Source organism: Tessaracoccus rhinocerotis (assembly GCF_007197885.1).
In the GTDB taxonomy this organism is placed as follows: Bacteria; Actinomycetota; Actinomycetes; order Propionibacteriales; family Propionibacteriaceae; genus Arachnia; species Arachnia rhinocerotis.
Window position 1 is genome coordinate 1 of record NZ_VKKG01000006.1, and the last position, 13,428, is coordinate 13,428.

The 13,428-nt window shown below is 64.3% G+C and carries 7 protein-coding genes and 1 pseudogene; 3 read left to right on the plus strand and 5 right to left on the minus strand.

Annotated elements, in window-relative coordinates; genetic code table 11:
* Positions 1 to 305: 305 nt before the first annotated feature.
* The 5 genes and pseudogenes from FOJ82_RS13385 to FOJ82_RS13405 form a co-directional block, all read right to left on the minus strand.
* A pseudogene (locus FOJ82_RS13385) lies at positions 306 to 1,572 on the minus strand (IS256 family transposase).
* A 57-nt stretch (positions 1,573 to 1,629) separates the two neighbouring features.
* Positions 1,630 to 2,046, minus strand: coding sequence for a hypothetical protein (locus FOJ82_RS13390; protein WP_143939003.1), 417 nt, complete (start codon positions 2,044 to 2,046; stop codon positions 1,630 to 1,632).
* A gap of 174 nt (positions 2,047 to 2,220) precedes the next feature.
* The gene (locus tag FOJ82_RS13395) at positions 2,221 to 3,531 is read right to left on the minus strand and encodes a TIR domain-containing protein (protein ID WP_185975798.1); all 1,311 of its coding nucleotides are present in this window, start codon (positions 3,529 to 3,531) and stop codon (positions 2,221 to 2,223) included.
* Positions 3,532 to 3,632: 101 nt separating this feature from the next.
* Positions 3,633 to 6,032 carry a VWA domain-containing protein gene (locus FOJ82_RS13400; protein ID WP_143939005.1) on the minus strand — a complete coding sequence of 800 codons (2,400 nt, stop codon included), beginning with the start codon at positions 6,030 to 6,032 and terminating at the stop codon, positions 3,633 to 3,635.
* Entirely contained in the window at positions 6,029 to 6,982 is a 954-nt protein-coding gene (locus tag FOJ82_RS13405; RefSeq protein ID WP_185975799.1) for an NPCBM/NEW2 domain-containing protein, read from the minus strand. The genes FOJ82_RS13400 and FOJ82_RS13405 overlap by 4 nt, the downstream gene beginning before the upstream one ends.
* 631 nt (positions 6,983 to 7,613) lie before the next feature.
* Between FOJ82_RS13405 and FOJ82_RS13410 the strand changes: the two genes are divergently transcribed.
* From FOJ82_RS13410 to FOJ82_RS13420, 3 genes are read left to right on the plus strand one after another with little or no spacing between them, the layout of a single operon-like run.
* Complete coding sequence (locus FOJ82_RS13410; RefSeq protein WP_143939007.1) at positions 7,614 to 10,505, plus strand: hypothetical protein; 2,892 nt, start codon at positions 7,614 to 7,616, stop codon at positions 10,503 to 10,505.
* Between the two features lie 49 nt (positions 10,506 to 10,554).
* Positions 10,555 to 10,962, plus strand: a complete 408-nt coding sequence (locus FOJ82_RS13415; RefSeq protein ID WP_143939008.1) for a DUF5663 domain-containing protein — start codon at positions 10,555 to 10,557, stop codon at positions 10,960 to 10,962.
* Positions 10,963 to 11,018: 56 nt separating this feature from the next.
* Positions 11,019 to 13,376, plus strand: a complete 2,358-nt coding sequence (locus FOJ82_RS13420) for a type IV secretory system conjugative DNA transfer family protein (protein ID WP_185975800.1) — start codon at positions 11,019 to 11,021, stop codon at positions 13,374 to 13,376.
* Positions 13,377 to 13,428: the final 52 nt, after the last annotated feature.

The following is a 13,428-nucleotide window of genomic DNA, read 5'->3' on the forward strand; positions in this document are numbered from 1 at the left end:
GACCAGCGGCCCCCAACCACGCCACCACCGGCCCCCAACGAGACAATCAGCACCGCCAGCCAGTGGCCCCCAAACACACGATCAACGGCCCCCAGCAGCGCTGATATTCAAGCAGTCGATCCTCGGTGGCGGACCCACTGCCAGGACGGACACCACGCTTGGCCAATGCAGTGGCATGGATAGCAATCACCCGCCCCTCCACGTCTTGTGGGGTACCAGTAACAAATGCTCCTGCGGCAGCCGTGATTCCACCAGGGTCAAGTCCGGCTTGGTGGTGTAACTGTCGTTCCTGGTGGTTGGTTGGGTTAGGCGGTCCAGAGTAGTTCTGGGTGGGGTTGGTCGGTGTTGTGCAGGACTTTGATGAGTTTGCGCATGGAGACTTCGGAGAGGTAGCGACGTTCGCCGTATTGCCACTCCTCGTGTTGTTCTTGGAGGACTGCACCGACGAGCCTGGTGACGGAGTCCCGGTTGGGGAAGATCTGGACGACGTCGGCTCGTCGTTTGATCTCGCGGTTGAGGCGCTCGATGGGGTTGTTCGACCAGACTTTCTGCCAGTGCTCCCGCGGCATGCCAGCGAACGCGGTCAGGTCCGGCTCGGCGGCCTCGAGCATCGCGGCGATGTCGGGGAACCCGGCGCGGAGACCGTCTGTGACCTGCTGGTACTGGGCTGTGACGGCCTCGGGGGTGGTTTGAGCGAAGATGGTGCAGATCAACGCGTTCACGGGCTTGGAGTGGGCCGAGCCGAGGTGACCGGTGATGTTGCGGGCGAAATGGACCCGGCAGCGTTGCCAGCCGGCTCCGGGCAGGATCGCCTTGGTCGCGGCCTTGATCCCGGCGTGGGCATCAGAGACCACCAGGGCGACGCCGAGGGGGTCGGAGTCGGTGGCGACCTTCAGGCCACGCTCCCGCAGGCCACGCAGGAACTCGGTCCAAAAGTCTGTGGTCTCGGCGTCCCCGACAGCCATCCCGAGCAGTTCCCGGCGTCCTTGGGCCGACACGCCGGTGGCGACCACGACGGCCTGCGACACGACCCTTCCCCGGATCCGGACATCGAGATAGGTGGCATCCAAGTAGACGTAAGGGAACCAGGTGTGATCCAAGCGCCGGTTCAGGAACTCACCGACCATCTCGTCGATGTCGGCGCAGATCCTGGACACCGTCGAGCGGGAGATCCCAGTCTCGTTGCCCAACGCCTTGACGAGGTGGTCAACCTTGCGGGTGGAGACCCCGTCGATCCAGGCCTGACAGATCACCGCGTAGAGGGCCTTGTCGACCCGGCGGCGTGGATTCAACAGCGACGGGAAGAACGACCCCTCCCGCAGCTTCGCCGATCGCCAGCTCGATCTCCCCGGCCGGGGTCGCCAAGGTCTTGCCGCGTGACCCGTTTCGGCGGGTCGTGCGCTCAGGGCTGCGTTCGTGACGGCCCGCACCGATCCGGGCGGTCGCTTCGGCCTCGATCAGGTCCTGCATCCCGGCCTGCAGCATCCGACGGAACACGTCGGAATGCGCAAGGTCGGGATCAGCCAGAACTTCACCGATCAAAGTCGACAGGGCAGACTGGGTACTGGTCATCGTGGGATCACTCCTAGGGTTCTTGGCGGAACAACAGGTCTCCCACGATGACCCCTCTCACGTCAACAACGCCGTCGAGGGCCTCACGGGAAGTGACACCACGCTATGGGACTCACCCACAAATATCCCCATACAGAGAACCTCTGGGAGCCTCTTGTGGACCAACTGCCGCAGAACTGAGGGTTTCACACTGAGATCTACGCGTTCGGACAGATCAGGCACCGCCGCAATCCGGGATCCACCCTGCTCCACCCGCATGCTGACGATCGTCCGGAGACGCTGTGCCTTATCCGGAAAGCGCGCCTCGACCCGTTCGGCGATTCGGGCGATCAGCAGGATCTCTGCCGCCAAGGACAGTGCCGGCCACAAAGCGGGATCTGTGCGCTCCCCTCCAATGATTCCACCCACGCCCCGATCCCAAGCATCGCCCTCATCTGATGAATTGTGCGCGTCCACGATGTCCTCTACCCCCAATCATCGACTCTAGGCAAGTCACGCCCTTGGCGTGGATCCACTCTGATCAGCACCGGGCGTCCCCTGCCGAGCAGGTTACAGCCGTCTGCGGCTGGATGAGCATCAATCCGAAACTCTGCTGAACAATCCCCAGTCACGATTGACGTCGTTTGGGCTTGGCCTAGATTACGTCCGTCAAGACAATCGTGACCTGAGTTCGGACAACAGCACGTGCTGCCTGCCAGTGTCCTGTTCCAGCTTCGACAGGAATCCGTTGATCGTCTTGCGGATCATCATCTTCTCGATGGGCGTCTGAACATATTCCAACTGCTCAGCCAACGCCAGGTAATACTCCTGCGCAAGGTGCTGAACCAAGATGGCGTCTTGTGGGTATCGCGACTTGTAGGCGAGGTAGAAGGACTCCTTGTGCTGGACCGCCATGCGGTTCTCGGCCTCGGCAGCACTGTCCTCGTCCCCCAGTGCGAGATGCAGGAGGTACAGGTCCCGATGCAGGTACCCGCGGTACAGGCTGCTGTAAGTGGCCTGCTGTGGGAACTGACCGACGATCTCCTCCAGGAGTTCAAGCGATTGCTGGGTCAGTGAAATGGTCTCCCGCAAGAACCCACGTCGGTCTTCCTCGCCGAAGTCAGGGTTCTCGGCCACTGTTCGCTGCAGGAGTGCCAATCGACGGACAGCGAAGAACTGGAACCACAGATCCAACTCCAGATCTTGGAAGGCAACGTCATAGGGTCGCTCGAAGAACGTCTTGAGTTCCATGTAGGCATCAAATGGGAGCGCCCGCTGCAGACCCCCGGTTTCACGGAACAGGCGGATATTCGCCTTCACTACTGCGACGGCGTACTCGAGGACGCTCGAGACCGGGCGCATCAGATCCAGGAGTTCCTCGAAACGCTCCTCAGCCATGTAGTAGTAACAGGTTTCGATGCTGTGCAGGAGGTAGTGGGCCAACTCGATGTCCGAACATTCGGGCTTGTCGTTGTAGGTCTCGACATAACGCAACACCTTGGTCCACATGTGCATGACCTCGAGCTTGTCCATCTCCACCTTGTGGCTGGCGTCCTGCTTGAAGGTACTGGTGATCCTGTCGGCCACCTCGTCCGGCGTCATGCCGTCCGTGACCACCTCGGATGCCCACGAACCCGCCAGGTCGCTGGGGAGGTCACGGGCTGAGATGTCGATCAGGAAGACATGCACCTTGTTGGGCGGGAAGGTCCCGGTGATGTAGCCCCATTCGAACATCAGGTTGTCGCTGAGGTTGTAGCCGGTGGCGAGTTCCGCACCGCTGGTGTCCTCAACCAAGATAATGGCCCGGGTGCACTGGTGGATCTGGGACAGGATCTGGGACCCGATGAACATGTCCGACGGCTGCCCACCCCCGACGACGGCGCTGAAGTGTTGTTCATGCAGACGATTCCCGACGAGCCGGGCCAAGGCCTGATTGCCTCCCCAGACCACGAACACCGACTCCGTGACGTTCCGCGCCATCCTGATCTCCCAACCGTCCATTGCAGCAGTGGCTCCGCCCAGCATGTCCATGACGGACGAAGCAGTTTGGTGAGCGGCCGACGACACAACGCACTCCCTCATCAGGAGGCTTGTGATCCAGCCACCCCCGTCCGTCTGCGGGCGACAAACCAGACGAGGAGCGCGATCAACCCAGCGGCAACAAGTCCCAGTGCTACGTAGGGAGACAACCCGAACCACCAAGGCTCCGGCGCTCCTACGCGCACGTCGAAGGTCTCCTCGTGCGGGCTGAATGACGGGTCGAAACCGGAGACTGTGATGCGATGTTGCCCTAGTTCCACGTCCGCAGGAATCAGCACCACCTCGTCCAACCGGCCTGATTCGTCGGCGCGAGCACTCAGCAGGGCCACACGCACCGAGTTGATAGCCACCACCGCAGGGCTCCCCGGCAGCATCCCCTCAGCCACCACACGGACCGGATCCCCCGCACGTACCTGACCGGAATCCGCGGCCCCCACCCCCAGGGTGAGATCAGGGTCCGCGTTGAGGTGCTCAATGTAGTCCTCCAGGATCGCTGGTGAAGGGAAGATGTCCGCGGGATCGAGGTCCTGGGTGAAGGACCAGTTCTGGATGGCACGGGTCACATCCATGTATCCGCGGGCATCCAGGTGTCCCCACTCCGGGGCGTCCCAGGTGTCGAGGAGCACGTCAGGCGCCGAGTCCACAATGGTTGGGGTGTTGAAATGCGGATCCTCCGTGCACATGCCGTGAACGCCTAGTGCGGTTCGCACCTGGCTGGCGAAGATGATGCCGTCGTGCATCCCGTCCGCCCGCAGGTAGTTGACGGCGTTCTCGATGGCGGAGTTGAGGCTGTTCACCAGCGCCTGCGCGAACCGCAGTTCGTCAGGATCCAGACCACACTTCCCCGTGGCCCGTGCCGGCACCAGGTTCGGGTATGGGAGGATCACGAGAGGCGCCACCCGAGTGTCCCTCGCGTTCAGCAGCTCGGGTGTGTTGATGGCGGTGTAGACGTCCTCGTAGGCGTCACGGAGGGAGTACTGCAGCATCGCTACGTTGCTGAACACGTGACCCCAGCCGTCGTCACAGGCTGGCACTGAATTGAACACGTGATCGGATCCCACCAGGCACTGTGTGAGGATGTCCGCGAACTGGACGTTGTTGCCGCCCATGGTCATGAAGGCAACCTCGACAGGGTCGTCCGTATTCGCGACCAGGGGGTTGTGGACCTGTGGCGGCTGGTCGTACTGGCCTGTCTCGGTCAGGTTGTACGTCATGGCCCCGGAACAGGCCACGATGCCCGTGTTCAGGGTCGTGTACGCCAGATAGGTCAGCCTGGTCTTGTGACAGTTGTTGGATTCGGACATCGTCTCGGGGTAGTATTTGCCAGCTCCCTCCCCGGAGGAGTATGAGTCTCCGAAGATCAGGATCCGGTGCTGGCTGCCCGACGCGACTACCTCGGAGAGCCAGGTCGGGGTGCGGACGTCGAAATCCGGGCCCAGCGCGGTTATCAGGACATCCTGCGACGCGGGCGTGACGAAGCCCGTCGACGAAGCCGTGGCCGTCAGCTTCACCGTTCCACCAACCTCGATCGAGCCGATCGGAAGTTGCCAACGGTATTCCCTGGCTGTTTCGGGAGGCAGGTTGCCGAGCGGGACCACCGGCGGGATGACGGCGGGGAAGATGGTGGTGGCGTCCCCCGCCTGCGGACGCATGCTCAGCGTCACGCCCTGGATCGGCTGGACGGAGTTGTTGGCGACGGTGACCGTCACGTCGACAACGTCACCCGATGCCACATGCCCCGGGGCGTCCACATCCAACTCCAGTCGCGGCACCCCGTACTCCTCGATCTTCTCGATGAGGTCGTCCGCGTCCTCCGCGTCGTAGTAGCTGCCGTCTGTTGCATTGGCGATGCACTCCAGTTCCCGACGGCCTGCCGTATCCACCTGGAATCCCATCGCCTGCACCGTCAGCTGGAACCCTTCGTTGACCAAGTCCTGGGCGACTTCGCATGGTGGCGTGCCGCAGTTGGAGAGGCCGTCGGAGACCAGGAGCAGGACGGCGCGGTCATGGCCTGCGGACTTCAGGTCGTCCGCGACCTCGCGCAGCGCAGGACCGGTGGGTGTTCCCCCGATGGCCGTGAGTGAGTTGATCCGTGCAACCAGTGTCGTGGGGGCCTCCCCAGCCCTGGAAACCCACGAGCCCGGCGCGCAGTCGTCCTCCGGCCCCGGGTAGGTCCACAGGCGGATCTGGTCTCCGCGGGCGGCCTGCGTGCGCACGACGCTCACCAGCGCCTCCTTGGCACCATCCAGCTTGATGGTTCCGGTCCCGTCGTCGTCGTTCATGGAACCGGACAGATCGAGCACCACTGCGAGGGGGCCGTAGTCAACCGGAGTGGGGCTCTCCGCAAGGGCTGCCCACGGCATCGGGGAAGCCGCCAGGACCGCCCCCAGGAGGATGGTCACCAGTGACCCGACGACGCCGCGGCGCGTGCGAGTGCTCATTCCTTGGTCAGCCCTTCCACGGCGCTCGCCTCTCCGACGATCTGCGTGTCCGCAAGAGCCACCACGGTGCTGTTCAGTTCGGCGTTCGTGTTGGTGATCCTGATGACCAACCGCAGGGCCCCTGTCGCGTCTATGTCGACCTGTGTCGCAGGCTGTCCATAGGCGACGGTGGTGTCCAATGCGACCGTGCCGTCGACGATGATCTCCACTCGTGCGGTGGTTGTGGGATCCGCGGTGTCAGGGATCCCTACCGCTCCTTCGATGCTGTCGACGACCCGAGCGAGGAGCCACACCGACTCGCTCGTTTCCCGCACCGAGCAGGACATCCCGAAGTCGTAGGTGGGTCCGTCGAGCCGGACGCTCTCAGCGCGGCAGTCGCTCTGCAGTGCCTCCACTTCGCGAAGGTACACCGACGATGCCGGGCTGGCCTGCGTGACTGTGACCATCGCTGGCAACGGGTTACCCGCAGCCGGTTCGATCCCCAACACTGTTCCGGCCTCGGCACCCGGCTGATAGGCCTCCACGATGGTCACTTGTGCACCGAGGTTCGAGACTTCCCTCGAGATGTCGGCTGCCCTGCGTCCCACCGCTTCCGGCACCTCCGCCGGTACCGACAGAACGAGGTCGATCTCCGCTGGCTCCGCCACGCCGAAGACTGGGCTCTGAGTGACGACCAGCCCCTCGGGACCGGCCCATTGGGTGCTGGATATGGTGATCTCCGACGAGCCCAGGGCAGCATCGGCAATCACCTGCCGAGCCGTCTCCTCCGAGAGCCCTCGGACATCAGGCATGCCGACAGGGGCGGTCTCGACCGGATCCGCCGTCACGGTTACGACGCTGGGGTGCGGGTGTGACTGGGCCATGGCTTCACCGTCGTGGACCCTCCAGCCCACAACCGCGCCACCAATGAAGGCCCCAGCAGTGAGCAGCACCACGGCGATCAGCAACACCCACCCCCACGGGCCACTTCTCGGCCGTCGGCCGGGCGGGGCGGCCTTCGGATCTTGGGTCATCGAGACCTCCCTAATGGAGACGAGCGCCTCAGCCGCCTACTTCCAGTGACCGCCGTGTTCACTGCACACAACACCGGTGGTGTTGCACTTGCTGCAGGTCAGCTTCCCGAACATTCCCGACGCACGGCCACCATTGCAGGCCTGACAGTCATGCAGGGGGCGATGGCACTTGGTGCACTTCATTCCAGTTCCTCCCGTCATGGCGGAACCCAGTGTTCCGCCATATGCACCGGCATGACGGACAGCGACCCTGGGGCCCGGCGGGAACCCCCCCATCGGTCTGTTCGCCAAGTGCTACCTGGGCGAACCATTCTAGGATCACATCGTCAGCTTCACCGGGGACATCGTGGAGCACTTCGAGCACACACAGGCGGTTCCCGGGGAGGTGGGCAGGCGAAACGGAGATTTCGGTCCCCGTGTCCGTCAAACCCCTACAAGTGAGTGCCTCGACGGTCAATTGGGGCGAACACGGAAGAGGAGAGATGGAGCATCTGGGTCTGAACCTCGGTTTCGCGCAGGACAGGCGTTGCGGGCTCGAAGCTGAGCGGAATCACGTATGCAGGATCAAATGAGGCTGGACGGACCCCGCAGACCGGTCGGCTTGTTCGCGGCGCTGATGACCGGGGTGGCTGTGATCGTCGCCGCGATCGTCGGGCATCCTGCCTGGGACGAGATCGCACCCGCCACTGATCTGAACCCACCGAACACAGCACCCGCCGTGGCCGAGCTATTCCCTGACGCGGATCTTATCGCAGAACCGTTCGGCCGCGACCTGATCCTTGTGATGGATTCCTACCCGGACAACAGGCTGTTCGACCTGGACACGGTGATGGCCCAGGACGTACGGGAAGCGACGGTGGACCAGGCCTGGGAGCGACGCTGGCAGGATTTCGACGGCCTGGGCGAAGTGGTCATCGTGGCAGATGTGATGCGGACCGCGGCCCTCACTCCACGCCGAGCAGTCTGTGAACCAGAGGTACCGTTCAACGTGGCCGGGGCCACCACCGCCGGCTATCGGTACAGCGGTGGGGCGTTCAGTGAGGCGTGCGCCCTCATCTCGGTTGGGAGGCAACACCTCGCCATCAGGGTCTCCGCGGTGGGAGAGGACCACGCAGACCGCAGCCGCAACACCGTCGAGCAGTTCGTGGACCACGTGGCACCTCAACTGGCCCCGCTGGCCGACCTGCCCCACGTGACCTCGCTGACGCGCTCCAGAACTGTCATCATTCGGGCCGAATTCGTGGGTTTGCTGGCTCTCACGGCCATCACCGTGCTGGCCTCTCTCCTCGACCGTCGCCGCTGGCAGGGGCTGGCGTCCGGGCTGCTGCGCCAGGCACCGGACCCCGAACGTGTGGATCTGGGACCAACGCGTCGCCACGTGTCCTCCACCATCACAGCACTGGCCCTGTGGCGCATCGCCCTGATCCTGTGGGCACACCGACTCACTTGCTCAGTTTCCCTGCTCAGCGGCACGTTGGCGACAATGGTGACGCTTGTGGTGGCGTACATCGTCGGCGTCGCTGTCGAACGCGCCGTGCTGACCCGCCTCTCACCGCTTAGGCGGGTGAAGCTCATCCGCGGCCCAGCGCGAATACCGGCACTCCTGGGAACGCTGGGCACTTTGGGGATCATCGCGAGTGCACTTGCCCTTGTGACACTGGGCTTCACATTCTCCGGGTTCAGCGGTACCGCCGACGTAGCCACGTGGCAGATTCGTGGCTTCGCCATCGTGTCGCTGATGGGCGCCGTGTTGTTGCTCACCTGGGCACTACTCCCCACCGCCCTGGGCAGGCGGTTGGCGATGGCGATGATGCGCAACAAGACCATCGGTTCGGGACGTCCTGTACTGTTCCTGCGCACCTTCGGCGATGACCGCCTGAAGTTGCGGGTACGGCGCAGCGACCGTGTCGGGTTCCTCGACTCCATCGTGATGAAGCGCAGGGAGCGATTCGAAGAACTCATCACCGTGAACCTCGCCCGCTACGGCTCCCCGCTTGCGGTGGGGCGCCCCGGAGAGGTCCTGCCGCCAGGTCTTGGCGGACAGCGGGTGACGTACTCCAACGACACCTGGCAAGCCGGCGTTGCCGGCCATGCCCAGAGTTCTGCCCTGATCTGCATGACCATCGGCAAGACTGCAGGCTTGAGCTGGGAGATGAACCTCGTTGCCAGCTCGGGAAACCTTCACAAAACCATCTTTCTGGTGCCACCGGTGAGGCCCTCGGAGCAAGTCCTCCGGCTGGCGTTGTTCGCGGACTCCTACGGCCTGCCGCGGGAAACCGTCCTGCCGGAGTCAACCGGAGACCGGGTGCTCGCCCTGTGCTGGCCGCTCGGTTGGGTGCGACCCATGGTGGTCACGTCGGGCAGGACTGATGACCTGAGCTACGATCTGGCGCTGCAGCGCTGCGTGGAGGCACTGGATACCCCCGCCACACCGCCAGCCAGTCACCTTGAGCAGCCCCCGGCACTGCCCGCGTACCGCGACATGGGGTTGGCCTCGGCTCCCCCTGACACCATCTGGGATGCTGCACGTCGTTCACTGCCAAAGGTTTGGATGGCGAACGCACTGGTGAGCGCCATTGCCATCCCCTTCGCACTCCCGCTCCTGAACGGTGACCCCATCGGCTCGGAGGAGACCATGACGAAAGCCATCTCCCTCTCCAGCGGGTACACCGTGACGCAGTCCCTCGGAGGCAGCGGCTCCACCGCATACGGCGTGGTCAACAGCAACGCAATCGTGCGCGGCGACTTCGATACCGGGAGTGTCCTGGGGCTGGACCAGTCCGAGGATGGCATCGCCGTCGCCACGCTGACAGACGACGCCGTGTACTACGTCAACCTCGGTCTGGGAAGTGACGACATCACCCTGACAGCCGTCAGCCTCACATCGGAGGAAAGGATCTGGCAGGTTCCGCTGCCCGCCAGGACAACCGAGCTGGTGGTGTCCGGGGACACCATCATCGTGCCGCACTCCCAGGCAGCAGAACTGCAGATCTTCGGCCGGGCCGATGGCGCACTACGGAACACCCTCGAGTTGCCGTGCAGGCCGCGGGGAGCCGCGGCCCAGCGCTCGGTCATCTGGGTCACGTGTCCGCTGGACGGGCAACTGCTGCAAGTCGAGGGGGAAGAGATCACAAGCCATGACGTTCCACCCGGTGCGATCGACGCCCACCTGATCGGTGACGACATCCTGTATCTGGCGGTGCCGGCGGAGAGCCGTTTCGTGAACGCGGCCAACCCTGAGGGGCAGATCTTCCACCGCAAGACGCTCCCGTTGGCCGCGTCCGGGATCGACTACCTCGTATCCGAAGGGGTGGACAGGGTATCGATCTTCGGTCCCGGGACAACCCTGAGGCGCAACACCCTCCCGAACATCCAGTCCCTGGCCCTGAACGCCGAGGGCAACATCCAGTACTCAAGCGGAAGTACATGGTTCCTGCTCTCGGTCGACGGGCAGTGGTGACACAGAACACACGGGGTGGGCCCGAAACGCAAGCACTCCAGGAGGACGTATGACAACGGAGATGACACCCGTGTGGCTGGCTGAACTTGGGCTTGTTGACCTCACACCGGAAGAGGCGCACGAACTGCTTGGCCTGGTCGCCGACCAACTGGAACTTCGGGTGGGCAATGACCTGTCCGAAGGAATGACCGACGAACAGCTCGATGAGTTCGACTTGATCACCCAAGGTGACCCACCCACCATCAAGGCATGGGCCAGCAAAACGGGACTCACCGGGGAACTTGCGGCATCGGTCCGCAGGACAGACGGCATCCCGGGCCTTGACCTGGACCAGGAGGTTCGCGAATGGGCGACTGGAAAGTGGTTGGCCATCACCCGGCCTGACCACAAAGACGTGGTCAAGTCCGTGATGGATCAACTGGCCTCCGAGATCCGGGCTGCAGCCAAAGCCCGGTAAGCAGTAACCCGTCCGTCATGTGAGTACAGGCCGACTGCTGCGTGGGAGTGATGTGGATGGGAACCGAGTCGATAGAGATCACCGAACTGCTCCGGAGCCCTGACGCAGGCATGACTGCGATGCTCTCGGTGCGACGACTGGTCCATGCGGTGGCCGAATGGTCCCCCGACGTGGGGCTGGACGTCACGTTCGCCAGCCACGACAACCACCGGGTGCTGTTGTTCGCCAAGTACGGCGGCGAGCAGCCGGGGTGGGATTCGGACCTGGCGTGGGCGTTGGAGCACTCCGCCGCGGTCGGACCCACACGCGCAGAGGTCCCACCCGGTGACTCCCCCGACTGGGGATCTGTGGTGGAGGTCCGCCCCACCCGTGCGGTCAAGCCATCGATCTCCGGTTTCATGGTCCCACCTTCGACCGACGACGATGACGACCCACTGGGCCCGGACAGGGTTGACCCCTTCCTCCGCAGACAGCTGACACGACTGCGCACCCCCTGGCCCATGTCGATGAACGACAGCCTTCACAGCACCGCCGAGTTGTTGGCCAGGCATCCCGAACTTATGATCCGGTTCCGGTTGTCGGCCGCGACAGCAGCCGAGACCGACATGCTCGCCACCACCATGCTGCGGACGTGGACCGGCGACGACGGTGAACTCTTCCCCTACCTGGGCACACCCATCCGCCTCCGTGCGCTTCTGGCGTCCACCACCGGGGACGTTCCGGCCCGCGCCAGAGCGCTGGCACGCCGCTGGGCCGTCGGCCTGACGGTGGCCCCCGTGCCACCCGACGAAGCCCCGTCAGCCTGGGACGGCGAGGTGGACAGCCTCTACGGAAGGACCGAGCCCGAAGGGGTGGCACTCAGTCTGCTTCGGTTGCCGGCCACCGGCAACCGCCCGTTCCCGGGAATGCGAACGCGCCATCCGAAGACCAAACTGAGGCCCCTGGACCCGGTGCCCCCTGCCCCGCCCACCCCGATCCGGCTGGGCAAGGCAGTGACGGTGACCGACGACGAGGTTGACGTTGCCGTGGATGTCCAGGACCTGCGGCGCCACCTCTACGTGGAGGGCCAGTCCGGTTCCGGAAAGTCCACACTCATCGCTGCGCTGGTGCATGAACTCATCGCCAAGGGCTACGGCTGCACCTTCCTGGACCCGCACGGCACCACCATCGACCTGATCCTGCGCGAACTCCCGGCCGACGCCGGCAGCAACTTCCTGGTCCGCCACCAGGACGCGGAGCACATCCCGCTGGACATCCTGACCGGGACCGTCGAGGAAACAGAGGTGGTGGTCGACGACTTCGCCGAGATGGTGCAGAACATGTACGACCGCGGGAACACGGGGATCGTCGGCCCTCGCTGGAGGCGGTGGTTCAGCCTGCTCGCCCAGGCGACGCGTGCTGTCATGGGAGATGCCGCCTCCCTGGTGGCGGTCACCGAGATTGGTTCCGACGTCGCCCTGGTCAAGAATCTCGCGGAGGCCGTCCGCCCGCTGGACCGCATGCTGCACCAGACGCTCATGACGGAGATCGTCAACAACCGCAGCCAGGAAGCGGGCGACATGCAGGCCTGGTGCGTCTCGAAGCTCAATCCCGTGATCCAGAGCCGCTACATGCGCGCCATCCTCGGCACCGGGTACGACGCCGTCGACGTTACAGAACTGATGGACGATGGCCGGTCCTTGCTCGTCGACCTCGCCACACCAACGCTTGGCACCCAGTCCTCCCGGCTGCTGGGGGCACTGTGGCTGCTGAAACACCAGATGGCAATGGGGCGCCGCAGGACGGATCGCCCGCACGTGATCATCGTGGATGAGGCGCACCTGTTCCAGTACGGGTCCCTCCCCAAGCTCCTGGCGGAGGGACGCAAGTTCGGGATCGGCGTGGTGGTGGCCACCCAGCACCTCAGCCAACTCCGGGAGGACCTGCAGGACTCCCTGGAGTCCAACGCTGGCAGCTTCATCTCGTTGGGCACCGGCCTCAAGGACGCCCAGCGGGCCTCGCTGCGCCTGGACGGCTGGCCCGTCGAGGAACTGGTGCGCCTGCCCAGCCTGACGGGTGCGGCCACCCTGTCCCGCGACGGCACCCGCACCGAGCCGTTCAGCCTCCGGGTGGACCACCATGACGTCATCGCGGCACTTGGCATCCGGGACAGCAAGGTGAGCCAGCAGGTCGCCCTTGACATGGACTCGTTCTCACGAAGGCGGCTGCGGGAGCCATACCAGACACATCCCATCTACGACGCCGCGAGGATCAACGCATTCCTCAGCTCGGCCGCACGTCCATCCAGTACACCGCGCCCAACCGGCGCGAACAGCAGTTTCATACAGGACTGGCTGGCCAAGCGTGCCGAGATGCGAGCCGGTGGCATTCCACCCGGGCCCGTGTCCCAGGCTTCGGTTCTCGAGGTGGAGTAGGGGCTGGATCGCATGCGTCATCCTCGTCCGCCATGCACAACTGAAGGGAGAC

Bases quoted from the DNA above. Each gene is read 5' to 3' on its own strand.
- FOJ82_RS13420 (WP_185975800.1), top strand. From the start codon at position 11,019: ATGGGAACCGAGTCGATAGAGATCACCGAACTGCTCCGGAGCCCTGAC.
- FOJ82_RS13410 (WP_143939007.1), top strand. From the start codon at position 7,614: ATGAGGCTGGACGGACCCCGCAGACCGGTCGGCTTGTTCGCGGCGCTG.
- FOJ82_RS13415 (WP_143939008.1), top strand. From the start codon at position 10,555: ATGACAACGGAGATGACACCCGTGTGGCTGGCTGAACTTGGGCTTGTT.
- FOJ82_RS13395 (WP_185975798.1), bottom strand. From the start codon at position 3,531: ATGGCGCGGAACGTCACGGAGTCGGTGTTCGTGGTCTGGGGAGGCAAT.
- FOJ82_RS13400 (WP_143939005.1), bottom strand. From the start codon at position 6,032: ATGAGCACTCGCACGCGCCGCGGCGTCGTCGGGTCACTGGTGACCATC.